Annotated in this window: 21 protein-coding genes; 11 read left to right on the plus strand and 10 right to left on the minus strand. The window is 40.6% G+C overall.

Annotation, left to right across the window (positions count from 1 at the left end):
- The first annotated feature begins 30 nt into the window (after positions 1 to 30).
- Genes G458_RS21495 through G458_RS0114080 form a run of 3 tightly spaced genes read left to right on the plus strand, consistent with a single transcriptional unit; the run spans position 31 to position 2264 of the window.
- A complete protein-coding gene (locus G458_RS21495; RefSeq protein WP_051287318.1) occupies positions 31 to 915 on the plus strand; it encodes an HNH endonuclease in 885 nt (294 codons plus the stop codon).
- A 10-nt stretch (positions 916 to 925) separates the two neighbouring features.
- Positions 926 to 1609, plus strand: a complete 684-nt coding sequence (locus G458_RS20880) for an Nmad2 family putative nucleotide modification protein (RefSeq protein ID WP_051287320.1) — start codon at positions 926 to 928, stop codon at positions 1607 to 1609.
- A 31-nt stretch (positions 1610 to 1640) separates the two neighbouring features.
- The gene (locus G458_RS0114080) at positions 1641 to 2264 is read left to right on the plus strand and encodes a hypothetical protein (RefSeq protein ID WP_157359802.1); all 624 of its coding nucleotides are present in this window, start codon (positions 1641 to 1643) and stop codon (positions 2262 to 2264) included.
- Positions 2265 to 2717: 453 nt separating this feature from the next.
- On the opposite strand, the gene G458_RS0114090 is transcribed toward G458_RS0114080, so the two are convergent.
- Positions 2718 to 3194, minus strand: a complete 477-nt coding sequence (locus G458_RS0114090; protein WP_026952463.1) for a hypothetical protein — start codon at positions 3192 to 3194, stop codon at positions 2718 to 2720.
- A 759-nt stretch (positions 3195 to 3953) separates the two neighbouring features.
- Positions 3954 to 5063, minus strand: coding sequence for a hypothetical protein (locus tag G458_RS0114100; RefSeq protein WP_026952465.1), 1110 nt, complete (start codon positions 5061 to 5063; stop codon positions 3954 to 3956).
- 248 nt (positions 5064 to 5311) lie between these two features.
- On the opposite strand from G458_RS0114100, the gene G458_RS0114110 reads away from it, so the two are divergent.
- Positions 5312 to 7123, plus strand: a complete 1812-nt coding sequence (locus G458_RS0114110) for a sensor histidine kinase (protein WP_169719274.1) — start codon at positions 5312 to 5314, stop codon at positions 7121 to 7123.
- A complete protein-coding gene (locus tag G458_RS0114115) occupies positions 7116 to 7754 on the plus strand; it encodes a response regulator transcription factor (RefSeq protein ID WP_026952468.1) in 639 nt (212 codons plus the stop codon). The genes G458_RS0114110 and G458_RS0114115 overlap by 8 nt, the downstream gene beginning before the upstream one ends.
- Before the next feature lie 751 nt (positions 7755 to 8505).
- On the opposite strand, the gene G458_RS0114120 is transcribed toward G458_RS0114115, so the two are convergent.
- From G458_RS0114120 to G458_RS0114160, 7 genes are all read right to left on the minus strand, one after another.
- Positions 8506 to 8979 carry a GNAT family N-acetyltransferase gene (locus G458_RS0114120; RefSeq protein WP_035468249.1) on the minus strand — a complete coding sequence of 158 codons (474 nt, stop codon included), beginning with the start codon at positions 8977 to 8979 and terminating at the stop codon, positions 8506 to 8508.
- A 254-nt stretch (positions 8980 to 9233) separates the two neighbouring features.
- Positions 9234 to 10313, minus strand: a complete 1080-nt coding sequence (locus tag G458_RS0114125; protein WP_026952470.1) for a fatty acid desaturase family protein — start codon at positions 10311 to 10313, stop codon at positions 9234 to 9236.
- Positions 10314 to 10387: 74 nt separating this feature from the next.
- Positions 10388 to 10573, minus strand: a complete 186-nt coding sequence (locus G458_RS0114130; protein WP_026952471.1) for a hypothetical protein — start codon at positions 10571 to 10573, stop codon at positions 10388 to 10390.
- Positions 10574 to 10638: 65 nt separating this feature from the next.
- Complete coding sequence (locus tag G458_RS20885) at positions 10639 to 10824, minus strand: hypothetical protein (protein WP_035468250.1); 186 nt, start codon at positions 10822 to 10824, stop codon at positions 10639 to 10641.
- A 26-nt stretch (positions 10825 to 10850) separates the two neighbouring features.
- The gene (locus tag G458_RS0114140) at positions 10851 to 11201 is read right to left on the minus strand and encodes a cupin domain-containing protein (RefSeq protein WP_026952472.1); all 351 of its coding nucleotides are present in this window, start codon (positions 11199 to 11201) and stop codon (positions 10851 to 10853) included.
- Positions 11202 to 11535: 334 nt separating this feature from the next.
- Entirely contained in the window at positions 11536 to 12096 is a 561-nt protein-coding gene (locus tag G458_RS0114150; protein ID WP_211234635.1) for a helix-turn-helix domain-containing protein, read from the minus strand.
- 467 nt (positions 12097 to 12563) lie between these two features.
- Positions 12564 to 12842 (minus strand): hypothetical protein, encoded by a 279-nt coding sequence (locus G458_RS0114160; protein ID WP_026952474.1) that lies wholly within the window; start codon positions 12840 to 12842, stop codon positions 12564 to 12566.
- 508 nt (positions 12843 to 13350) lie between these two features.
- Between G458_RS0114160 and G458_RS0114170 the strand changes: the two genes are divergently transcribed.
- From G458_RS0114170 to G458_RS0114185, 3 genes are all read left to right on the plus strand, one after another.
- Entirely contained in the window at positions 13351 to 13551 is a 201-nt protein-coding gene (locus G458_RS0114170; RefSeq protein ID WP_026952475.1) for a dodecin family protein, read from the plus strand.
- Positions 13552 to 13869: 318 nt separating this feature from the next.
- The gene (locus G458_RS0114175) at positions 13870 to 17109 is read left to right on the plus strand and encodes a DUF5689 domain-containing protein (RefSeq protein ID WP_026952476.1); all 3240 of its coding nucleotides are present in this window, start codon (positions 13870 to 13872) and stop codon (positions 17107 to 17109) included.
- A 537-nt stretch (positions 17110 to 17646) separates the two neighbouring features.
- Positions 17647 to 18261 carry a DUF4230 domain-containing protein gene (locus G458_RS0114185; RefSeq protein ID WP_026952477.1) on the plus strand — a complete coding sequence of 205 codons (615 nt, stop codon included), beginning with the start codon at positions 17647 to 17649 and terminating at the stop codon, positions 18259 to 18261.
- 11 nt (positions 18262 to 18272) lie between these two features.
- On the opposite strand, the gene G458_RS20890 is transcribed toward G458_RS0114185, so the two are convergent.
- Positions 18273 to 19544 carry a dicarboxylate/amino acid:cation symporter gene (locus tag G458_RS20890; protein WP_051287321.1) on the minus strand — a complete coding sequence of 424 codons (1272 nt, stop codon included), beginning with the start codon at positions 19542 to 19544 and terminating at the stop codon, positions 18273 to 18275.
- A 596-nt stretch (positions 19545 to 20140) separates the two neighbouring features.
- Here G458_RS20890 and G458_RS0114200 point away from each other — a divergent pair.
- The 3 genes from G458_RS0114200 (at position 20141) to G458_RS0114215 (ending at position 23547) form a co-directional block, all read left to right on the plus strand.
- A complete protein-coding gene (locus G458_RS0114200) occupies positions 20141 to 20794 on the plus strand; it encodes a hypothetical protein (RefSeq protein ID WP_026952478.1) in 654 nt (217 codons plus the stop codon).
- A 580-nt stretch (positions 20795 to 21374) separates the two neighbouring features.
- The gene (locus tag G458_RS0114210; protein ID WP_035468252.1) at positions 21375 to 22346 is read left to right on the plus strand and encodes a fatty acid desaturase family protein; all 972 of its coding nucleotides are present in this window, start codon (positions 21375 to 21377) and stop codon (positions 22344 to 22346) included.
- Positions 22347 to 22431: 85 nt separating this feature from the next.
- Positions 22432 to 23547: a DEAD/DEAH box helicase gene (locus tag G458_RS0114215; RefSeq protein ID WP_245579276.1), complete on the plus strand. Its 1116-nt coding sequence runs from the start codon at positions 22432 to 22434 to the stop codon at positions 23545 to 23547.
- Positions 23548 to 23555: the final 8 nt, after the last annotated feature.

Raw genomic sequence — 23555 nt, forward strand, 5'->3', positions numbered from 1 at the left:
TGGGGTTCATTTATAAATAATCTATTTCAAATGTTTATTCCAGGTCAGACATATCAGCGCTCTCAAATCCACGATCAATATGGGGGAAGTCGACAAAGTGGGATAAGCCCTTCTGCTCAATTTCCATACATTTTTATTTTTTCAGGTTCGCAAGGAAGTCTGCATGGATACAAAGACCAATGGATTAATGAAAATGTCTACTCCTACACTGGCGAAGGTCAAGTTGGGGACATGAAGTTTACTAAAGGAAACTTGGCTTTAATGGAACATCAAAATCATGGAAAGCGAGTATTTCTTTTTGAATATGTCCAGAGAGGATATGTGAGATTTGAATCTGAATTAGAGTTTTATGATGCAGATTTTTTTAATACTCCTGACAGAAATGGGGATTTGAGAATCGGGATTAAATTTTTTTTCAATCGTATAGGTGCAAGACCTATCATCCGACCGGAGCAATTACAGTTGGATTTTGAATTTCATTCCCAACAAGAGAAATATGAAATTACCCTACCTTCTTCCACCGAAAGAGAGGGTTTGGTGACTTCCCGAGTTGGACAAGGTGCCTATCGAAAAGGAATTATTCATCGCTGGAATTACCAATGTGCCGTGACAGAATTCAAAGACCCAAGAGTTCTGATCGCCTCACATATTGTTCCTTGGAAAGATGCTTCAGATCCAGAACGATTAGATGTAGATAATGGAATCTTACTCTCTCCTACCTACGATGCCTTGTTTGACCGGCATTTGATCAGTTTCGAGAACTCTGGAAAGATTATTTTGTCAGATCAGATCTCCTGGAAAGACTATAAGAAGATTGGAGTCAGTGGTCAAGAGAGAATTCTAGGATTAAGTTCTGGGAACAAGGAGTATTTGGAGAGGCATAGTAAATTTTTGTTCAATAATCATTCAAGTTAAAAGTGTTCTTATGCGTCTATTTAGCTATTGTATTCCAATTGATGATGGTGCTGCACCAAATCCATATTTTGACATATGCACCCTAGCTATCTGTAAACCAGTTATCAGAAGAGTTGCGAATATTGGAGATTGGGTTGTTGGAGTTGGTTCAAAAAATGTTGGAGGAATAGATTATTCAGGCAAACTTGTTTATGCCATGAAAGTCACTGATGTAAAGACAATTCAAGAGTATGATGAATTCTGCAGAGCTGAGTTACCCGGTAAAATCCCAAATATTTATGCTTCTGAATACAAGAGAAAGGTGGGTGATTGCATTTATGATTTTGAAAAAGATATTGAAGGTAAACTCAGGCCAAGTGTTCATAATTTCAAAAATAGGGATACCGATCTTGGCGGAATTAATGTTTTATTATCTACCCATTTTTACTATTTCGGAGATAAAGCCATAGACATACCACCCCATTTAACCGAAATCATTAAGCAAGGACAAGGGCATAAATCAAATTCCATTCATCATTTAAGGTTGAGTTTTTTGGATTGGATAGAAAACTCAGGTTTTAAATTAAATAAATTGTATGGAAACCCTCAGATAAAGATTGAATTTAAGCAAAGCCCTGATGGTGGGGCCACAACTTGCTCAATTAGATGTAAAAATGATTCAATGGATGAATCACTCGAAAATGAATCAATTTGACCTGAAGAAAATTAATTTAACCTATAACGATATGAAACAAGACATTTTTTACGTGAGCATTTTTATCGCAATCTTTTTCAGTTGTAAACAGAGTGAAAATAAAGCTCTCAAAACGGAGACAATTACAATTTACGAGGCTATTGAAAATAATGGCAAATATTCAAAGGGTAATATAAATACAAAATATTCTTTAGGTTTTCATCCCAATGGATCTCAAAGATTTTTTGCAGGATTGGTGGGATATGAAGGAACAAAAGACACTACTTTTTATGAGGAGTCTAAGCAAAATGAAGTTAAAAAAGAAGGGAATAAATCTTTCATTTATTCCCCGAGTAATGAACTAATAGGTGTATACGTAGAAAAATCTGACACCTCTTTTTTTTATCTGGGTGAGAGTTTTGATAGACCAGATAGCTATGAGATAAGGGATAATAAAGGAAGGTTAAAATCAAGATATGAATACATTTTGGGCGAATTGAGAACATACACCAATGCTATTTTCAATGATCAAAATTTGTGTACTTACGCAATTTTAGAGGTTGATTATATTCCAACTGGCGTTGACTCTTTGATATATAATGAAATAGAACTTGCAAAAAGAAGAGTCGAAAAACGGAAGAAATTGATTTATGAGGCAGAATATACTTTTTATTAAAATCTCGGATTTGGATTTTTCACCCAAGGAAAGGACAAGTCCGCCGCTTTACTTACGATGTCCTCCTATAATCAAGGCTAGCGAATTTTAAATAAGGGTTTTTATGTTCTTATCGCTTATTTCGAATCTTTTCCCCTCCATAAAGAGACTTTTTATCTAGATTTCCAGTGTCTGAGTTAAGAATTAGAGAGAAATCTCACGATTTCTAGATTCAAAGACTCGATGTCGAGTCTTTGTACCTCGTAAAAGAGTCATTTATTCGGAATGACGAATGTTGGAGATCCTATTTCGAGAGAATTCTTAGGATTTTCAGAATTGGAACCTCGGAAAAGTAAAAAATCAGACTTGATCGAGTGTTTTTAGGATGGATAAGCACTTTGGTAAAAGGAAAAAAAATACTGCCGGAGGAATTCCCCCGGCAGTGGGTTGGATAAACAACCTTTGACTTACCGTTTAGACCAGTTGCCCATTTTCCTTTTTCTTGGGCTTTTGCTCATACCTCACCTTTAGATCTGCATCGATAGGTTTGGCATTGGGTACATCCATTTTCACGCCGACTTGTACCGACTTGTAGTACGCATTGGCAGGCTTCATCAGATCCACGCCCAGCTCCAGGAGGGTATCTCCCAGATTGCTGACGATCTGATTGAGCGCATTGAAAACGGGATTTAATTCCTGATGCGCTTTCCAATCCTTTTGCATTTCCGACAATTTGGCAAATGCCGGTAAAAATTCAGGATTGGAATGGGCATACTCCAATACCTTCTCCACGAAGGGTCTGGAGGCCTCACCCATCTTGTAGCGCTTTTTGCGCTGTTCGGGAGTGAGGGCGATGAGCAGAGGGCTAAGCTTAGCCTGCAAAACCGCGATCGCATCTTTGATCGCCTGGAGATCCGCCGGAGGAATCTCGATGGAAATTTTGTTTTCCATAGTCTTTAAAAATTAAACGTTAGACAATTAATGAAACAGTACTAAAAAAGACTGTACGAAAAGTTAAGTTTTTCCAGATTAATATCCAATAAGTTTCAGCACCTTAATCCATTTGTTGTCAGGTAATTACAGGCATTAAAGAGTTTGTTATTCTAGGCCAAGCGGATGGTATTTGGGCTTATGGAGGATAGTTATTGAAGGATTGTTATTCGAGAATAGTTATTGGTTATTGCTTCTTGTCCTTTGCTTATTGCCTTTTGCGTCATGGCGCTTTTGTGAGATAAACTATGTGCTCTTTGTGGTTAAAAAAGATTGCCCTTTGCCTCTTGCACCCTGCCAATTGCCCTTTGCGGCATAGCGGCTCTGCGAGAAAATTCTATGTGCTCTCCGTGTTCCCTGTGGTTTGAAAACTAATCAATCCCCTGCCCCCTTGCCAAGGGGGAGTTTTAGGGCGTGGGAAAATTGGATTTGGTTATCCTTAGCGACTTAGCGTCCAGTCGAGATAAACTATGCGTTCTATGTGCTCTCTGTGCTCTCTGTGGTTGAAAAAGATTGCCCTTTGCCTCTTGCCTCCTGCCAATTGCCCTTTGCGACTTAGCGCCTTTGCGCGAAAATTCTCTGTGCTCTCTGTGCTCTCTGTGGTTTGAAAAGATTGCCTCTTGCCAATTGCCCTTTGCCCATTGCTCCTTGCCATCCCGAACCATAAAAAATGGCCTGCGTTTCCGCAGACCTTCTTGGTCAATTAAAAAGTCGAGGAAATTAAGGATCGATACAAAAGCTTCCGCTTACCTTGGCAAACTGGTTATTCAACGAAGGATACCCATCTCCCGAGGCATCAAAGGAATAAGTCCCCGTGATTTTTGGAGAGATTGTCTTGATAGTCAGGGTGCCCATGTTTTTATTTTTTCCAAAATCCCGATTGGTTCTCCAATCGTCATTGACTGTTCCATTTATCGCTATCAATCGACCTACTGCTCCTGAGCTAGTCAATCCAGTACCTGTTCCAGCATTTTGAAAATTGATGGTTTTATTTGCAACCAAATTGGAACCTGTAAACATGATTTGAACCACATACCGAGTGCTTCCAGAAGTCCCATCAATCACCAAGGCCACATCAGAAGCGGTGTAAGTTGAAAAGATAGTATTGGCAGCTACCTTTTTACCCGTACCCGTGGCAGAACCAGGTTTGATTTGATCCCAATAGCTGACCAGAGTAGGCGCTTTTATTTCGTTTACACAAGCTCCAGAACCCCCGCCGGAGCCTCCAGAGCCTCCACCGGAACTCCCTCCTCCACCTGCGATTCCACCTGTTCTGCTAGTGTCAAAGTCAATATCGAAGATAAATACCAAATCTTTAATACTCCCTCCAGCATTGGAACGAAACTCACCTGTAGCCACCAAGGTAAAGCTACCTGAACCCTCATCCGATTCACGGGCACTTACCGTATAACTTGAAACACCCCCAACCCCACTGATGGGTCTATAAATATTACTCAGGAACGTCGTGGCATTATCCAGATAATTGTCCACCAGATCCAATGAACGTCCGTTATTGGGTGTTTTGAAATAGTAAGTATCACCTCCTACGGTCATGGTGAGATAGATAAATTCATTGGAAACGGAAAGTTCCTGTATGTTAGAAGTAGAGATTCCCGTCTGCACTCCATCGATCGTTAAAACCCCATCGGCGATGATCTTCTCAAGTGATCCATCGGCGGAGTTGAACTGAAAAAGATATTCCTTGACTTCTGATTTGAATAAGTTGCAAGCGGAAAGAAAAAGCATACACCAAAGAATGCTAAGGGCTTTGAGCACCGATTTGCCTGAACTGGGAATTGAAGAGTTAGGCTGAATGTTGGAAATATCCATAAATGGGTTTTGTGTTAAGTTGCTAAGAGAAGCATTTCACGAAATGCTATTTTGCTTTCCAATATTCGACCCGAATTTTTGCCTTTCCTATACCTAAAAATTGGTAATTTTTAGATTGATTTCTTTGAAAGTGAGTCAATCCTTATCTTTCCTCCGAATACCTCTATCACCCTGTTTTACAGCATTATTTTCTACTTGCTTTGGACAATTGCTTCAAGTTTTGCTTTGATTTCATTCCTGAAAGCCTTGTGAAAGGAAAACTGAATTGGTTCTGGATTTTCCTTTTGATTTTCCAATTTTCCTGCGAGGAAAAAAAAGAGGTGCTCAGATTTGGAGCTTTTGCCGATCAGGAGTTTGATGCAGGCCAAGCTTGGAAGAGATTTGATACCTTGAGTCAAGATAAAACGCTGTTTAATTCCGGAATCACCCGAAATCAATGGTGGATGGGGCTTACCCTGACCAATCCTACTGACAGTATTCAGCGGTTCCTTTTCGTTCCTCACAATCCCCACATCAATCGAATTCAACTTTTTCAAAATCATCAGACAAGTCCTTCCCTAGACTTGGGAGATATCTACCCTTTTGATCAGCGTCCCTACCTGGATCGGGATTTAGTCATCCCGATTACCCTTGATCCAAAGAGCAAGCAGGATTTTTTACTGTTGATGGACAAAGTGGGAGAGACTTTTCACATTGAGCCGGAGATCTTTGATTTCCAGACTTTTCAAGAAAGAAAAGCCAATGACACCTTAGTTATGGGATGGATCATCGGCTGGATGAGTATCATTTTTCTTTTTGCCTTGTTTTTTGCCGCTGAGCTAAAATCCTGGAGTGGGGCCATTTATGCGGCCTATGTACTGACCATTTCCTTATGGCTTGCCACGCATTGGGGCTTGACATTTCAGTTTATATGGCCCAATCAAACCAACTGGACAGGAATTGCCCGCCCTTTTTTCAATCTGTTGACCAATATTTTGATTTTGGTATTGGTGGTGAAGTTTTTTCCTCCCCATATCACTGGAAAAAGGACAGCCAAGTGGATTTGGGCTTGCTCAGCTTTTCAGGGGATAATGATTTTGTGTATGGTGATGCCTATAGGAATCATGGAATCCATTCCTTCCAAAATCATTTTCTTACAGCTAACGCTGATCGTTTCCCTTGTCACCAACATTTTGATTCTTATCTATCCATTTTTACAATGGAAGGCAAAGGTTCCTCTTGCCGGGTTTTATCTGGTTGGAATAGCCTTATTAGCCCTTTTTGGGATCGTGCTTCAGCTTAATCAAAAAATCATCCCCATGGGCTTGCCTCATTATTTGGTAGATTATGGGAGCGCTTTTGCCTTGATGGGTGAGACGGGCATTATCACGGCAGCTTTTGCCCGTAGGGCCTCTCTTTTTAAGAAAGAAAAAGAAAAGCTATCCATTGAAATTCTGGAAAAAGAAAAGAAAGTGGCAGATCAACTCATCCAAGTTCAGGAAGATGAACGATTGCGACTCGGCCGAGACCTTCATGACAGCATCGGAGGAATGTTGGCCAGTTTATATTTAAAAACAGAAACCATTCAAGAACAAAGTTCAATAGGGTCAAGTTTGTCAGAATTGAGGCAAATGATTGAGCATAGTATCCAAGAAGCCCGGTCATTGAGTCACAACCTCACCCCCCATCACTTGGAGGAAAATGGACTGGAAAATGTCTTGAAAGCTCAACTAGACCTCATTCGACAAAAATATCCGATCGATATCCATTTTTATTTTCAGATTAGCAAGCCCATTAGCAAATCCCTTCAGTTGATGTTATATCGTATTTCCAATGAACTCCTGCAAAATATCGTCAAACATGCGGAGGCAAATGAAGCTTTACTCAGTATCTCGGAACAAGAGGGAAAAATTGAGTTGATTGCAGAAGATAATGGAAAAGGGATGGACCCCAAAGTCACTTCTTCTGGAATCGGCTTAAAAAATATTCAAGAAAGGGTAGATTACCTGAAGGGGACATTGGATTTGGAGTCCAATTCTACAGGAACTACGCTAACGATCATGATACCGCTGCATGCTTAACTTTAGTGAAATCAAACTAGTCCACATAGATGACCATTTACTCTTTGCTCAGGGAGTATATTCCTTGGTGGGGAATGAATCCTTTATTCTAGACTTGGTTCATGCTCAAACGCTCCAGGAAGGATTAAAGGTTGCCGGAAAAATGCAACCAGATGTGATTTTGCTGGATTACTTTCTACCAGATTCCACCGGCATTAAGTCCATCCGGGAATTGAAAAAGGTCTGCCCCAATACGAAAATTATTCTTCTGACCATGGAAAATAATCCTGAGGTGATGGAGAAATGCCGAACGGAAGGCGCGATAGGCTATTTGCCCAAGTCCATCAGTAAAAAAGCGCTGATAGAAGCATTGAATAATGCCATCGAAAACATCCCAACTTTTCCTGAATTGATTGGACATTCAAACCAACCTTCGGGAAAAAACTCTCAGATAAAAATCCTCAGCAAGCGGGAAAAACAAATCGCATTCCTGATTGCAGAGGGATTTACGTCGGCAGAAATTGCCAATCAGCTTTTCCTCAGCGAACTCACCGTCAATACCCATCGAAGAAATCTCATCAACAAACTGGGCTTAAAAAACTCCGCTCAACTGGTGGCATTTATCGAAAATCTAAAATTTATGGGATCCTAATAATTTCCTACCAAGCATCTGTCTCTGAGGGACTTTTGGGGATTAGTTATTGGTTATTGGAGGATAGTTATTCGAGAATAGTTATTGGTTATTAGTTATTGGAGAATAGTTAATGGTTATTGCCCTATTCATCTTGCCCTTTGCTCTTTGCGGTTTAGCGTCTTTGCGAGGAAATTCTCTGTGCTCTCTGTGTTCTCTGTGGTTTGAAAACTAATCAATCCCCCGCCCCCTTGCCAAGGGGGAGTTTTAGGGAGTGGGAAAATTGGATTTGGTTATCCTTAGCGACTTAGCGTCCAGTTGAGATAAACTATGTGCTCTCTGTGCTCTCTGTGGTTAAAAAAGATTGCCCTTTGCCTCTTGCCACCTGCCCTTTGCACTTTGCTGTTAAGCCTCTTTGCGAGAAAATACTCTGTGCTCTCTGTGTTTGAAAAAGAAAACCTTTCTCCGGTAAAATGCCACGAAGGCAGAAAGGCACTAAGAAGAAATTATTTATTACAAAGTCTCCTTTCGCCCTTTTGGGAAAAATTTAGTTATTGGTTAATAGTTATTGGTTATTGTCATTTGCCAATTGCCAATTGCCCTTTGCGGTTAAGCCTCTTTGCGCGAAAATTCTCTGTGCTCTCTGTGGTTAAAAAAGATTGCCCTTTGCCTCTTGCCTCCTGCCAATTGCCCTTTGCGGCTCTGCAAGAAAATCTCTGTGCTCTCTGTGGTTGAAAAAGATTGCTCCTTGCCTTTTGATTCTGTTCTTTGACTACAAACCCGAGCTAGCAGTGCTTTTATATTTCCTGATCATCTCTATATGTTCAATCCCATCCTCGTCGTAAACTTCTCCATCTGTCCGGAAACCCAGAGATTCGTAAAAACCTAAGGCATAGGTCTGCGCACCCAATCGGATGTCCACTGGACCAAAAAATTTCTCACAGGATTCAATGGCCAAGTCCATAACTTTTCGACCTATCCCCTTCCCTCTGAAGGAAGGTGAGGAAACTACCCTACCGATAGCCACTTCTTTGTAAGATAAACCTGCCGGCACCAGGCGACAATAGCCTGCCAGTTCAGCTCCAGCATACAAAAGCAAGTGAAAACATTTCTGATCCTTGTCATCCATATCCAGAAAAACACAATTTTGCTCGACCACAAAAACCTCGCTCCTCAAACGTAAAAGCGCATACAATTCATCGACAGTAAGTTCTTGAAAGGCTTTCAGGGTATGTGTCAAATTCATGGAATTTAGGAGTATGATTTTCAGAAGGGTTTGGCGAATTAAAAATCTAATATGGTCTGCAAACCCTGATTCTCCAAGAAAGTAAAGTTATTCCCCGAGGGAATGCACAAAAAAAAATAGGGGCTAAGCCCCTTGTACTCTTTCCCCTATTCCATCAAAGATGGGGTAATTATTTATTCAAAAAATAAATGGAAACCTCTATCAAATTCTTCTTAAAGAATCGGGCTTTGCCCATATCCTTAATTTATTCCAATCTAGGCTCGCCCCAATTGTCTCAGCATCTTTACATGGTCCCAAAGAGCTAAAAAGAAGGTTCCCTTGACCAGATAAGGGATTTGAAATTCCCTGGCGGTATCGGATACGATCTTGGAGATTTTTCGATAGTGCACATGGCAAATGTTTGGAAACAAATGGTGCTCAATCTGAAAATTTAAGCCTCCGATCAACCAGGAGAAAATTCTGCTCTTGGGAGCGTAATCACTTGTGGTTGCCAATTGGTGGGTGGTCCAGTCATTTTCAACCATACCCTTATCGTTGGGCTGCGGAAAAGAAGTATCCGGCAGAATATGAGCGGTCTGAAAGACCACGCTGATGCAGATTCCTGTCACAAAGTGCATGCTTAGAAAAGCCAGAATGACTAGGTAGGCTGGAAGGGGCACCATAATCAAAGGCAGCACCAAGGCATAAGAGTAATAGAGCATTTTCCAACCGATGATTTTCATCAGCAATTGACCAAATTCACCTTTCCTCTTAAAGAAGTCCATTTTTTTGTAACGTACTGCTTTGACAAAATCCTTCAGCGTAATCCAAGAGATCGTAGAAAGTCCATAGAATATCCAGATGTAGAAATGCTGAAATCTGTGGATCCAATACCGTTTGGCATTGGGAGAGAAACGCAGGAAAAAAGGTGCGTTGATATCATCGTTCTCATGATCAATATTGGTGTAGGTATGATGAAGGACATTGTGCTGAATCTTCCATACGTTGGAATTGGCACCGATCAAATTCATGGTATAACCCATCAATCGGTTGATGTTAGGATTTTTGGAATAGGATCCATGAATGGCATCATGCATTACCCCCATTCCTACTCCTGCCATTCCCAATCCACTACAGATGTATAAGGCAAATACTGCCCAGGGGTTGGACACCATTCCTGAACCCAGGAATGCCAGTGGAACAAAGAAAAGGGCAAGCATGAAAATGGTTTTGATCACCATTCTCCAGTCTCCAAATCTGTTTTTTGAGGTTTTTCTGAAGTAATCATTCACCCTTTGGTGTAGGGTTTTTGAAAACTCAGCATTGGTTTTTTTTTCGAATTTGATATGTTTCATTGTGGCAAATTTTATTGCTCTTTAACACCTCAGCAGTAATTGCCGTGGGGTTTTAAAGCGTGTAATGGCTTGAATCAATAAGTCTGGAGCTCTGCAAAAAGCAAATCCAGCTCATGTCGGGTTTTATTCAATTTGACGGAAAGCCGATCCATCATCTTTTCTTTTTGACCCTCAGCATAATCAAAGTCTCCATCCATAAGGATAGAAAACCGCTGTTTGAGCATTGCTTTTTGTTCTCTCCAACTCCTAATAATATTCATAAGTACTGCGTATTATTTTTTGACTTTTCAGCGGTCCCTTACTTGTGGGACGCTTTCTGTAATATTCAATTCTCTTTTTTCTCGAGTATTTCTCGTTCAAAGAGGGCCAATTCCTTTTTTTGTGGCCAATCTGCAAATGCGCAATAGTAGATTTCTTTGTAAAATCTCCTGATGACCAAAGGAACCTTGGGGTCCACTTTGGCATAGACGGTGTCTCCTGCTTTGAATTTGTTGGTTATTGGCTCTTCCATTTTGTGGATTTTTAGTGTGTAATTGTTTAAATGCTGACATCCTCGTAACCACTTTTGATAATGGTCGAAAGCATTTTAAATCTTTTATTGGCCTTGATCCAGTGTTTGGCATGGGCTGGGATAATGATGGCCTGGCCTGTTTCCAAGTTGAGGAATTCATCCTCCAAGCAAAGGGAGGCTTCTCCATCCAAGATTTGGATCATGTGCTCGAAAGGTAAATATTGGGTAGTCTGAATCTCTCCAGTGTCAAAGGAGGAAATAGTAACTGTTCCGGTGTTTTGCTTAAGGATAGATCGCGTCACGACTGATCCAGAAACATACTCCACCGAGTCCACCAAAATATGGGGGATGGATTTTTCAAAATCAGTATGATCCATGGGTTTGGGATTAAAGGGTGAGGTCAATTGGAAATTAATCCATCTTCTTTTTTTCCTGTTTCTTGATGGATTTGGCCTCTCTCTTTTCTTTAAGGGTCTTTTGAGGTGCTTTAGCACCTGATTTTTCTTTGATGTTTTTATCCTTAGACATGATTGCTTGGTTAGATCTAGGAAGTCATTGGGCGGAATAAACCTTTTAACTTCTATTCTAAATTTCGCTCTATTTGCCTTCTAATGTGTTACACCTATATGAGAGATTATTACATATATCCCACATTTTAGGGGTTTTGAAGAGTGGTCAAAAAATACGTTGCCTTAAAAAATTGAGTTTTGGCTAAATGTTTTCCAGGTTCTGCTTCCGCTTATTTTTGAGCTGTTTGTAAAACGTGGGAGTTAGCCCTGTGATCTTTTTAAACTGGTTAGAAAGATGGGCCACACTGCTGTAATGGAGTTTATAAGCAATTTCGGTCAGGTTCAACTCGTCATAGATCAGTAGTTCCTTCACCTTTTCTATTTTATGGAGGATGATATATTGCTGGAGGGTGATACCCTTTACCTCAGAAAAAATATTGGCGAGGTAGGTATAATTGTAGCCTAGTTTTTCGCTGATGTAATCCGAATAATTGGCATTGGGGAGCTCATCGGTGTAATGAATCATTTCAATGACTACATTTTTTATTTTCTCAATGAGGATACTTTTTTTATCATCCAAAAGCTCCAGGCCTGACTTTTTGAGATTTTCCTGTAACAGGGCTCTTTGTCTCTCGCTGAAGTCCTCCAAAATTTCCACCACCCCCAGATCGACGATCATTTGGCGGATACCCAATTTTAGAAGTTCATCCCTAACCAGCATTTTGCATCGCAAACTGACCATGTATTTGATGTAGAGCTTCATAGAATGGGGGGATTCGAATGTGTTTTGTAATCCTACTTCGATTGGGAAATTCTGCCAATGAATTGATTTTCTAATAAAGATGGGTACACTTTAGAAACATCAATGATTCCTTGAGAATTCCTCTTCCTTAAACCCGAGCGTTATTTCATTACCGGGCCTTTAAACATACTCGGGAAATGTTTATTGGTTAATAGTTACTGGTTATTTTGGTTATTGGTTATTGCTCATTGCCCTTTGCTTCTTGCCTCTTGCCTCTTGTTTCTTGCCTCTTGTTTCTTGATACTTAATACTTCTTACCAAGCTGAGTGAAGTCGAAGCCTTGTCCATTGACCTTTTTGATAAAAAAACAACCCACGATGCCTGCCGTGGGTTTAGTTTGAAGTTTAGATAAGTTACAATTCTTTATTCGTGAATAAATCCACTTTCTCTAGGAGCTAAAGGTTGAAGTTGAGTTCAAAGTCTCGGGATTATTCATTTTCTGCCTGAAGAGCAGCGATATTATTGTCTTTATAGAACTTGTCCCGATAGGCTTGGAATTCTTCTTCCAAAGCAGTGACTAAGTTGAGATTGCTATCCACGGCAACAAAGATGTCCACCAATTTCTTTTCCAATAGTTCGACGCCTAAGTTGATATTATCGGCCTCAATTTTGGAAATTTTCTTCATGACGGAAGTTTGACTGTTCCTCAAATCCTCCAATTCTCGGAGGATTTTATCCATTAAATCCAGTTTATCAAGTTTATCCATAAGTAGTAGTTTTTCTAGTTTTAAGAATGATGATCTTGAAAGAATATACGAAAAATATCGGATACCATGAAATTTGAGTCTTTTGGCAAAAGAACAAGACCTTTCAAAAGCTTCTGAATTTCAGTCCATTTCCTTGAAATTGAACCTAAAAGGACTTTGCCATTTCTTTTTTTAGGTTGTAATAATTGGAAAGGAAAATTCCTTACCCTCTTCACGGCAGAGGAATTATCGACTAAGATCTTTGAGAAATAATTATCGATAAATCGATGGAATTTGTGTGAAGATTAAGGAATCTTGGCTCTCGCTTCCGCACTCCCTACCTCCTTCCCCTTTCATCGTTTCCTAAATCAACTTGGAAGCTAAAGCAAATCATCTAATTGATTATCAACTAATTTCTTTTAATTCTCCTCAAAATTGCCTATATTATTACATCGACTTTCTGTGTTTTGCTATCCAAACAGGCAAAGAATCGATTGAATTATTTTCTCACATTTTAACCCAGAATTTTATGGCTATTGTCAAAGTAATTGAAGTCATTGCTTCATCTGAAAAAGGAATTGAAGCTGCAATTGAAAATGCAGTCACTGAAGTTTCCAAGACCGTTCACAACATTGATTCCGTGTGGCTCAAGGACACCAAAGTCCATGTCAAAGACGGAAAAATCGTCTCCTACGGAGTGATTTGCAAGGTATCTTTCCGAGTGGATTAAATTTGAGGATTTTTTCTAAAAAGCCCTGAATTAAGCTTAATTCAGGGCTTTTTTTTATCCTCATCCGATCCTTTTGAGCAATTTTTTCAAAACCAAAATCTGCAAGATTTAGTCAAAAAGAACCCCAGCCTTTACCCTTAAGCCTTGGTTGATTTTCAAGCGTTTAATCCGCATTAACCCTACTCCATTTTAGGGCTCTCCTTCAGACCACTCCTTTTATTTTCCTCTCATATAAACTTAACCCCAAATTAACTTTTGGAGTACCTGATATTCAATTCTCTTTCGGATATTCGGGAGCTTATATTTTAACCAACTTATATGATAAAAAATTTACTCTATTTCACTTGTTTTTGCCTCTGTCTTTTGGGAAATCTCGCCCAAGCCCAGCAGGTATTTTTCAATGAAATCCACTACGACAACACCGGTACGGATGTCGGAGAAGCCATTGAAATCGCTGGCCCAGCTGGTACGGATTTGACCGGATGGTCAATTGTCCTGTACAATGGGGCCAATGGTGTGCTTTATGACACCAAAACCTTGAGCGGCACAATTCCAAATGTTTCCAATGGATTCGGTTTTGTGACTGTTACCTACCCCTCAAACGGTATACAAAACGGCGCCCCTGATGGAATGGCCTTAGTCAATAATGGCGTGGTGGTTCAGTTTCTTAGCTATGAAGGGGTCTTCACCGCTGTAGGCGGCCCAGCCAATGGAATGACGAGCACAGACATTGGGGTTATTGAAGGAGGAAGTGATCCCATTGGATGGTCTCTTCAGCTCGTAGGCACAGGCTCCAGCTATTCTGACTTTACTTGGGCTACTCCGAAAGCATCTACTTTCAATGCCCTCAATAGCGGACAATCTTTTGATCCAGTCCTTTTCATCAATGAATTCCACTACGACAATGCCGGTACCGATGTAAACGAAGGCATAGAAGTAGCGGGAACAGCAGGTCTTGATTTGACAGGATATCGGATTATCCTTTACAACGGAGCCAACGGCCTTTCCTATGGCACTATAAACCTTACAGGTACTCTTCCAAACCAAGACAATGGATATGGTACTTTATTTTTCCCTTTCTCAGGGATTCAAAATGGTGACCCGGATGGTTTTGCCTTGATAGGTCCGGCCCCTGCCAATAAAGTAATCCAGTTCCTAAGCTATGAAGGAACTTTTACTGCGCTGAATGGCATTGCCAATGGATTAGTCAGTACAGATATCGGAGTAGCTCAGACCAACTCAACTCCTATTGGTACTTCACTTCAGTTGCAGGGTACGGGAAGTAAATATTCTGACTTTACTTGGTCTTCTACTTCTATTTCAAGCACTTATAATTCGGTAAATACCGGTCAAAGCTTCGGAGGCGTTATTGTTAACCCAGAGCCGGTTCTCTTAAGTATTGCCCAAGCAAGACAAAAGCCACAGGGATCTGAAGTTTTGGTTAAGGGAATTTTGACTGCCACCGATCAGTTTGGAGGCCCAGCCTTTATTCAGGACCAGACTGGTGGAATTCCTGTTTTTGATTCACAAGTACATGGTGTTGGCGTTTTCCAAATCGGAGACGAAATCCAAATTTTGGCCAAAGTTGGAGCCTTCAACCAGCAGATCCAATTAGGAAATGTAAGTGAAATCGAAGTACTCAGCACAGGAAATCCAGTAACTCCAAAAGTGGTCAGCATCAGCCAAATCACTGCAGCTTTGGAAGGTCAATTGATTCAAATACCTGCCGCTGCCTTTGCAGTACCAAAAGGATTGCTATTCCCTGAAAGTAATTACATCATCACGGATGGAAGCGGAAATCTGGAATTGAGAATTGACGGACAGGTTAGCAGTTTGGTAGGACGGGTCATTCCAAGCGGTGCCCAAACGATTACCGGCGTCTTGGGAAGCTTTAGAGGCACACTTCAATTGTTGCCAAGATTTATTGCAGATCTTCCAGGAACAAATCCATATGAAGCCGCGGGATCCGATATTCCTGCCAATGAAACTTTGGATGTGATGACTTGGAACATGGAGTTCTTTGGATCCACCATCGCTACTTTCGGCCCTACTGATGTTACTCTTCAGGCTGCCAATGCCTTGAAAGTATTCCAGGCCACCATGCCGGATGTGATTGCCGTTCAGGAAATCAGTGACGAAAACCTTCTGGCTCAGGTGGTTGCTCAACTTCCAGGCTATGCGGTGATTTGCTCGGATCGATTCTCGAGATCATTTGAAGCGCCAGACCCTACCTTCCCTCCTCAAAAGCTTTGCTTGATCTACAATACCGCTGTAGTGGAAGTCATCAATCAGAAGGTTCTTTTTGAGCAAGTGTATGATGAAGCAAGATTAGGATTGAACACCTTGCTGGATGGATATCCTACTGGCTCGCCTTCATCTTTCTGGTCCAGTGGTCGTCTCCCTTGGATGGTAGAAGTCATTGCTAACATCAATGGAGTAAAAGAGAAAGTCAACTTGATCAATATTCACGCAAAATCCGGGGCTACCAATCAAGATTTGGCAAGAAGAAGATTTGACAATCTGGCCCTAAAAGATAGCTTGGATGCCTACTATGCAAATGCGAACATCATTTTGCTAGGTGACTATAATGATGACTTGGATGTATCGATCGGTTCAGGACCAAGCACTTATGAAGTGATTATTTCGGATCCTGATTTTGACGGGGTGACAATTTCACTCAGCGAAGCAGGTTTGAGATCCTTTATCTTCAATGACAATGTGATCGACCATATCACGATCTCCAATGAACTGTATGACAACTATCTAGAAGGTTCAGAGGTCTTGTACATTCCGTTTAATGAGATCGACAACTACGCCAATACCACCTCGGACCACTTGCCAGTATCAGCAAGATTGCTTGCCGGTGAGGCATTGCTTTCGGATGCAGGAGAAGGCGGAGTTGTGTATTACGGATATGCACCTATGTCCAGCATTACCTTGAATGCGGCAGATGCTACTGGAGGATTTGGAGCTTACAGCTATAGCTGGAGCAATGGCCAATCAGGTCAGCAAATCACCGTTTCACCTACAGAGACCACTACCTACACCTTGACTGTCACCGATGAGGCAGGAAATATTTTCACAGATACCGTGACCGTGTGTGTGGTAGATGTGAGAAGCGGAAGTAAGTTGGACAAAGTAACAGTATGCCTTCCAACCGGTAATTCCGGCAAGAGCAATACGCTTAGCATAGCTGCTGAAGCAGTTCCTGCGATGCTTGCTAAAGGAGCTACCCTAGGAGCTTGTGGAATTATTCCTTGCGAAAGTTCAACTGCTAATGTGTCTAGAGTGATGGATTATGCCGAAGCAACTATCGTGAGAACCTTCCCTAATCCAATGGAAAGCCGAGTGGAAGTTCAGTTGGATGAGGCTCTGGATATCGATGTAGCCTTTATCCTATTCGATCACAGAGGCAATGTGATCCAAAGTGGATTGGGAAGATTCGAAGCTGGTAAGCTTGGTCTTGACTTTGGAACTCAGAATCTGAAAAACGGTATCTATTACCTGCACCTTAACCAAGGTCAGGAAACCAAAGTGGTGAGATTACTGAAGAGGTAATTTTGAAGCTTAGATTCTTTAAAGCCCGGTCGTTTGATCGGGCTTTTTTTATGAAAAATGCTTCATGCCAAACTTAGAACTCCCCCAAATTTGGTTTTCGGGGATGAAAAATTTGACCATAGGTACTTTTCTAATTCGGGTTAAACTATTTAATATGATTATCCGCAATTGCACCACAATTCAAAATTCCTTTGGTTGGCCGGTTGGAAGACCGAAGTCCGAAGCTCACTAAAACTGAACTTCAAGTGGGATTTTATTCATGTTGTATGGCTTACTGGTTAGAAAGCGGAGATACATACTTTTTAATAAAATTATCCGCAATTGCACCACAATCCAAAATTACTTCGGTTGGCCGGTTGGAAGACCGAAGTGCGAAGTCCGAAGCTGGCTAAAGATGAACTTCAAGTGGGATATTAAACAATGAGTATGGCCTTCCGGTAAGAAGGCAGATTTATATATTATTTAAAAGCCCACAGAAAAATAACAATCCTATTTTGACCATTCCAGTACTAATGCAAAATCAGCTAACTTAGGCTCATGATGAGATTTTGGACTGGATTTATTGCTGCTGCATTGCTTGTGGCTGGTTTTTGGTGGATTACTTCCCGACAGGAAAAAAAGGAAGAGTTGTTCGCTGACTCCAGTTTAATCCAGCAGCAAATCGAGCAAGTCGGCAAATTGATCGTGACAGAAGGGCATTATTCTCAGGTGTTTACTTACAAAAACTCGCAAAAGCTTTTTCTGAATCTGATTTCTGCAGACAAAAAAGCGCTGGTTTTAGTCAATACCAAGGCCACCGTAGAATACGATTTAAGAAAATTAAAAACTGAATTGGATCCCGCATCGAAGACAGTCCGAATTCTGGAGATCCCTGAGCCGGTTCTGCAGATTTACCCGGAGTTTGATTATTACGATGTCACTCAAGATTATCTAAATCCTTTTGAAGGAAAGGATTACAATACCATCAAAACCAAAATCACCGAGCAAGTTCGTGCCAAAATCGAGGCTTCCTCCATTAAAAGCCAAGCAAAGGATAGACTGATGGAGGAACTCGCCAACCTATATTTTCTGACCAAAACTTTAGGCTGGACTTTGGAATATGAAGACGAAATCATCAGCTCGGAAGAGCAGTTGAAGATAATTGGGAAGTAATGTTTTTTAGTTTAAGATTCCACAAGCTCACGCTCTTTAACTGGGGCGTTTTCGGTTGACAACTCCCCTTCCCACTTACTGACGGCTGTTGTTGCTAGACCATTTCCCAAGACGTTGGTTGCACTTCTGAACATATCGCAAAAATGGTCAATGGGAAGAATCAAAGCGATTCCTTCAACTGGGATATTAAACATGCCACAAGTAGCAGCAACCACCACTAAAGAGGCTCTTGGAACTCCTGCCACACCTTTACTACTCAGCATAAGCACCAAAAGCATGGTAAGCTGAGTTCCTAAGTCAAGTTCAATTCCATAGACTTGAGCAATGAAAATGCTTGCAAAAGTCATATACATCATACTTCCGTCAAGATTAAAGGAATAGCCTAAAGGAAGGATAAAAGAAACAATCCGATCGTTACAGCCAAAGCGTTTGAGTTCCTCGGTAAGTTTTGGAAAAACTGCTTCGGAACTGGTGGTACTAAAAGCGATGACCATAGATCCAAACAAACTGCGAAGTAACTCCCACAGTCGTTTGCCTAACATCAAATATCCAACTCCCATCAAGACTACCCATAAGACCCCTATTCCGGCAATGAATGCTCCAAAATATCGGGCATAGGTCAACAAAATATCCAAACCTCTGGTAGCAATCACCGCAGAAATAGCTCCAAATACACCCAATGGAGCAGACATCATGATAAACCCAACCATTTTCAAAGTAACATGTGCGACCACATCCAAGGCTTTGATCAATGGGTAGCCGTGCTGGCCCATCCCAGAAAGAGCTATCCCGAAGAAAATGGAAAAGACAACTAGCTGAAGAATCTCATTGGTCGCCATTGCTTCAAAGACACTTTTGGGAACAATATGTTCTACAAAGTTTTGAAGCGAAAAGCTCTGGGTCTTTCCTGTTACATCCGCAACTCCAGAGGCATCAGAAGCGCTTAGATTCATCCCCACTCCTGGCTCAAAATAGTTTACCATCAACAACCCGATCAAAAGAGACACCAAGGAAGCTGAGAAAAACCAAAGCATGGATTTCCCCCCTAGTCTACTGACCGCTTTTACATCACCCAGTTTAGCGATTCCAACCACCAAAGTAGTGAACACTAAAGGTGCAATGATCATCTGAACCAAGCGGATAAAGATGGTTGCCAGTAATTTGATATTGTCGCTGTAGGTAGATATATATTCTTGCTGACCAGTCGAATGGATGAAGTATCCAACAGCTACCCCGAGAAGCATCGCCCCAAGAATGGAGTAAGTAAGAAAGTTGTTTTTCATAAAACAGGCGGGCGATTCACATTTTCCCACACAAATAAAAGCAAATGAATGGATCAATTTTTCAGATGAAGATCAAAGCAGAAAAATAATTTTTTTCGAATGAAGGGAATGTATATCGCCTTTACAAAAGACCAAATCAAATGAAATTGGAAAATCATTTCCAAACCCAATCAGAAGCATTTCTGAACTGTTGGATTATTGATGTAGCTCTTATTCTTGAAAAAGATCCTAATCACGGATCACTCGCCTTTAATGGATTCAAAAAATCTGATTAAATGAAAAAATCCTTTGAAAACTAAATTCCATCGGAGACTTTTTTGAATCTTCTTTAAATCCAAACTTAAATCAAAATTTTAATTTTTAAGATCAGGACTTACTTCCTCTTGGAGGGGATTCTTTATAAGAAACCCCAAACATTAAACGAAATATGTCTTGGTCAGAAAGTACAATTTATGGTTCAAAATAGCTAATCGATCTAATTATAAATTGAAGGTAAAAAAGGTTATTAAATTGATTTTCAATTGGATATATTTTTATAATACGATATATTCTTTCTAGTTCTTTTACATTTTGTTTAACCAAAAACCAATATACCCATGAAAAATTTTAAATTTTCAATGCGAGGAGGTTCACTTTTAAGTCTCCTTATTTTAGTAGTTTTTGCGCTCGGTTGTTCTATGGATGGAACAGAACAGATTCAGGATTTTGACAACCTTAAAAACTCCGAAAACTTATCAAAAGTCTTCAATTCGTTGGATGCGAATCCAGAATTTGCTGAGGATTTTAGAGAAGCCTTAGAGAGGAGTAAACAAAATCCCTCCAGTTTGATGGATGCTGAAATTATGCTTCGTTCTAATAAAAAATGGGCCAGCATAGTTAATGGTGGAGGAACTCAAGACAATAGTTTTTTTGATGGATATTACATATCCTTCCAAGCCAAAGAAAGTGTAGATGGAATGGACGTAGGAATGATCAAGTTTTCAGATGAGGAAGGTGAAGTTGTGGGTTGGGCTGAAGTTAACTGTTTGTTTGTGATCGGAAACCAAGCCTATATTAGGTTCGAAATTGAATCCATTCCTTATTATATAGGTTTTCAGGATAATGGAGAAGGTGCTAATGCTGATTCTGATTTGTATACTGGAACTTGGTTAAATTTTGGTAATCCTCCCTGTGAAGATTTTGCAGATTTTATTACTGAAGAAGAATTGATGATTTATGAATGGACTGAAGGCAATGTTCAAGTAGATTAACTAATAAAACACTCTAAAAACCGAGGAAGTATTCTCGGTTTTTTTTGTTCGTCTATTTCTTTTGATTTTTATCGTTTGGCCTTTTTTTGGAAGTTAATGGATAATTAATTGGTGTCTTAAAAAAATAAAAACTTCATTTACAGGCTCCAAAGGCACATTCACCTGAATATTTAGAAATGCATAGTACCAAAAAGATTAACTTTACTTACCTTTGTAAAAGAAGGATGCCAGAGCACTTAGACGAAGTACTTCCATCCTGTCAGTAAACAGTATCGGTAATTTCCCTGCCCCAAGTAGCATTTCAAGAGTTTTTCACGGTAATAATTCTTCTCTTTCTACTTTTTAGTTCCCCATCTAGCCTAGTCTAGCCGTAGAATTGAATACCGCAGAATGAATTCAAAAAACATCTTGAACAAATTTCTTTCCCCCTTTCACCCCCTTTCTTATTAAGACCATTCGATTTTCGGAATCAGCTCTTTCTGATTTCTCCCTTACCCTTCGCAGCCGGGTCAATTCTCATTTCCAATCCACAAATCAGAGTAAATACGGTAACCCGGAAATGGTTTTCAAAACCATTCTCATGTTGACCCTATACTTTGTACCAGTGCTTCTGGTCAGTACCGGCTTGCTCACCCAAACTTGGCAACTATTCGCTTGTTTCATTCTCAGTGGTTTTGGCATGGCCGGAATCGGAATGGGAATCATGCATGACGCCATCCATGGAACTTACTCTTCCAACCCCAAAATCAACAAACTTCTAGGCTACACTTTAAATATGGTAGGCGCCAATGCGACTATCTGGAAAGTGCAGCACAATGTCCTTCATCATAGCTTCACCAATATCCATGAAGGGGATGACGATTTGAATGTTCCTTTTTTCCTGAGGTTTTCTCCCAATGCAAAAAAGAACCTTCTTCACCCTTATCAACATTGGTACACCTGGTTTTTCTATGGTTTATCGACGCTTTCTTGGGTGACTACCAAAGATTTTATCCGCTTGGATAGATATTATAAAATGGGATTGTTCAAAGGAAAGAATGTTTACCGAAACACTTTCATCAAGATCCTACTTTGGAAACTAGTTTACTTCGCCTTCACCTTAGGGTTGCCGATTTTATTCTCTCCTTTCGGAGTTGGTGAAATCCTACTAGCCTTCCTTGCACTTCATTTCGTAACAGGACTTTCGATTTCATTGGTTTTCCAAACCGCCCACATCATGCCTGATGTATCCTTTCACTTAACAGATGAACATGGCATGGTAGAGGGAGAAAGAATGATTCACCAATTGATGACAACCAGCAATTATGCTCCCAAAAGCCGGGTTTTCTCTTGGTTGATTGGTGGCCTGAATTATCAGATTGAGCATCATTTATTCCCGGACATCTGTCATGTCCACTACAAAGACATTTCAACCATTGTAAAACAAACGGCAGCTGAATACAACCTGCCTTATTATTCCAAAAAGAATTTTTTACATGCTTTAAAGTCACATTTCAAAATGCTCCATTATCTGGGGAATTATGAAGCCGTGCCTGTAAAAGCGACTCATTAATACTATGACTTACCCAAAAAGAAATAATCGTCCCATATCCAAAGGGGCTCCACAGGCACCTGGAAGACACCAAACCAAAAGGAAAATGGTTTCTTCCCTTGATCCAAAACAATTGGTCAAGAAAGCATTGCCTGTTCAGAAAATCAGTAATCCCACCTCGGGACAAAACTTCATTAATCTTCCCTTGGACAAAAAACTCCAAGCAAACATTCAAAAGAAAGGATACACCACCTTGACTCCTATCCAGGAGCAAGCGGTTCCAGTTCTTTTGGAAGGAAGAGATATGCTGGCGATTTCCAAAACAGGATCCGGCAAAACTGCAGCATTTTTGATCCCCTTGATCATGAGATTGCTGGAGAAGCCACTGGCACATTCTGTGTTGATAGTAGCTCCTACCCGGGAACTTGCCTTGCAGATCGGAGAAGAGTTTAAAGAATTAACGCTGGGAATGAATCTCAGATGGGCCACCTTTATCGGTGGGACCAATATCCAATCTGATCTAAATCATCTTTCCCAGAAACCTCAGGTTTTGATCGGGACACCGGGAAGATTGTTGGATTTGGCGAAACAGCGAGTTCTTCCGCTTAAACAAGTAAATACACTTGTTTTGGATGAATTTGACAGAATGCTGGACATGGGATTTATCCAAGACGTCAAGCGATTGGTGGAAATGATTGGTTCAAGAGAGCAAACCTTGCTCTTCTCTGCCACTTTGGACGCCAGCCAGCAGAAATTGATTTCCGGATTATTAGACAATCCTGTGGAAATCCAAATCGATCCAGGAACTTCTGCCAACGAGCATATCAATCAGGAAACCATTCAGGTGGCTGACGGAGAAGATAAGTTTTTGGTCATGAAAGACCTTTTCCAGGACTCTTCTTTGGAGAAAGTAATTCTCTTCACCGAAACGAAAAGACTGGCTGATCGGTTGGCTAAAAAACTGAACCAAAACGGGATCTCTGCAGGTCAAATCCACGGAGATAAATCCCAGAATTTCAGAAATAGAACCTTGGACGAATTCAAATCAGGAAAGATCCGAGTTTTGGTGGCTACCGATGTAGCTGCTCGAGGTATTGATGTAGCCGATGTAAATCTTGTCATCAATTACCAAATGCCCATGACCATGGATGCTTATATCCATAGAATTGGGAGAACTGGAAGAGCCGGGAAAACCGGACGAGCAATCACCTTTATCAACTGAGAAATTAT

It is taken from the genome of Algoriphagus mannitolivorans DSM 15301 (genome assembly GCF_000429425.1).
GTDB lineage: Bacteria > Bacteroidota > Bacteroidia > Cytophagales > Cyclobacteriaceae > Algoriphagus > Algoriphagus mannitolivorans.

What these genes read in the sequence shown, in the direction of transcription:
- G458_RS21495 (WP_051287318.1), top strand. Translation starts at nt 31, where the DNA reads ATGTTTATTCCAGGTCAGACATATCAGCGCTCTCAAATCCACGATCAA.
- G458_RS20880 (WP_051287320.1), top strand. Translation starts at nt 926, where the DNA reads ATGCGTCTATTTAGCTATTGTATTCCAATTGATGATGGTGCTGCACCA.
- G458_RS0114080 (WP_157359802.1), top strand. Translation starts at nt 1,641, where the DNA reads ATGAAACAAGACATTTTTTACGTGAGCATTTTTATCGCAATCTTTTTC.
- G458_RS0114090 (WP_026952463.1), bottom strand. Translation starts at nt 3,194, where the DNA reads ATGGAAAACAAAATTTCCATCGAGATTCCTCCGGCGGATCTCCAGGCG.
- G458_RS0114100 (WP_026952465.1), bottom strand. Translation starts at nt 5,063, where the DNA reads ATGGATATTTCCAACATTCAGCCTAACTCTTCAATTCCCAGTTCAGGC.
- G458_RS0114115 (WP_026952468.1), top strand. Translation starts at nt 7,116, where the DNA reads ATGCTTAACTTTAGTGAAATCAAACTAGTCCACATAGATGACCATTTA.
- G458_RS0114120 (WP_035468249.1), bottom strand. Translation starts at nt 8,979, where the DNA reads ATGAATTTGACACATACCCTGAAAGCCTTTCAAGAACTTACTGTCGAT.
- G458_RS0114125 (WP_026952470.1), bottom strand. Translation starts at nt 10,313, where the DNA reads ATGAAACATATCAAATTCGAAAAAAAAACCAATGCTGAGTTTTCAAAA.
- G458_RS0114130 (WP_026952471.1), bottom strand. Translation starts at nt 10,573, where the DNA reads ATGAATATTATTAGGAGTTGGAGAGAACAAAAAGCAATGCTCAAACAG.
- G458_RS20885 (WP_035468250.1), bottom strand. Translation starts at nt 10,824, where the DNA reads ATGGAAGAGCCAATAACCAACAAATTCAAAGCAGGAGACACCGTCTAT.
- G458_RS0114140 (WP_026952472.1), bottom strand. Translation starts at nt 11,201, where the DNA reads ATGGATCATACTGATTTTGAAAAATCCATCCCCCATATTTTGGTGGAC.
- G458_RS0114150 (WP_211234635.1), bottom strand. Translation starts at nt 12,096, where the DNA reads ATGAAGCTCTACATCAAATACATGGTCAGTTTGCGATGCAAAATGCTG.
- G458_RS0114160 (WP_026952474.1), bottom strand. Translation starts at nt 12,842, where the DNA reads ATGGATAAACTTGATAAACTGGATTTAATGGATAAAATCCTCCGAGAA.
- G458_RS0114170 (WP_026952475.1), top strand. Translation starts at nt 13,351, where the DNA reads ATGGCTATTGTCAAAGTAATTGAAGTCATTGCTTCATCTGAAAAAGGA.
- G458_RS0114175 (WP_026952476.1), top strand. Translation starts at nt 13,870, where the DNA reads ATGATAAAAAATTTACTCTATTTCACTTGTTTTTGCCTCTGTCTTTTG.
- G458_RS0114185 (WP_026952477.1), top strand. Translation starts at nt 17,647, where the DNA reads ATGATGAGATTTTGGACTGGATTTATTGCTGCTGCATTGCTTGTGGCT.
- G458_RS20890 (WP_051287321.1), bottom strand. Translation starts at nt 19,544, where the DNA reads ATGAAAAACAACTTTCTTACTTACTCCATTCTTGGGGCGATGCTTCTC.
- G458_RS0114200 (WP_026952478.1), top strand. Translation starts at nt 20,141, where the DNA reads ATGAAAAATTTTAAATTTTCAATGCGAGGAGGTTCACTTTTAAGTCTC.
- G458_RS0114210 (WP_035468252.1), top strand. Translation starts at nt 21,375, where the DNA reads ATGTTGACCCTATACTTTGTACCAGTGCTTCTGGTCAGTACCGGCTTG.
- G458_RS0114215 (WP_245579276.1), top strand. Translation starts at nt 22,432, where the DNA reads ATGGTTTCTTCCCTTGATCCAAAACAATTGGTCAAGAAAGCATTGCCT.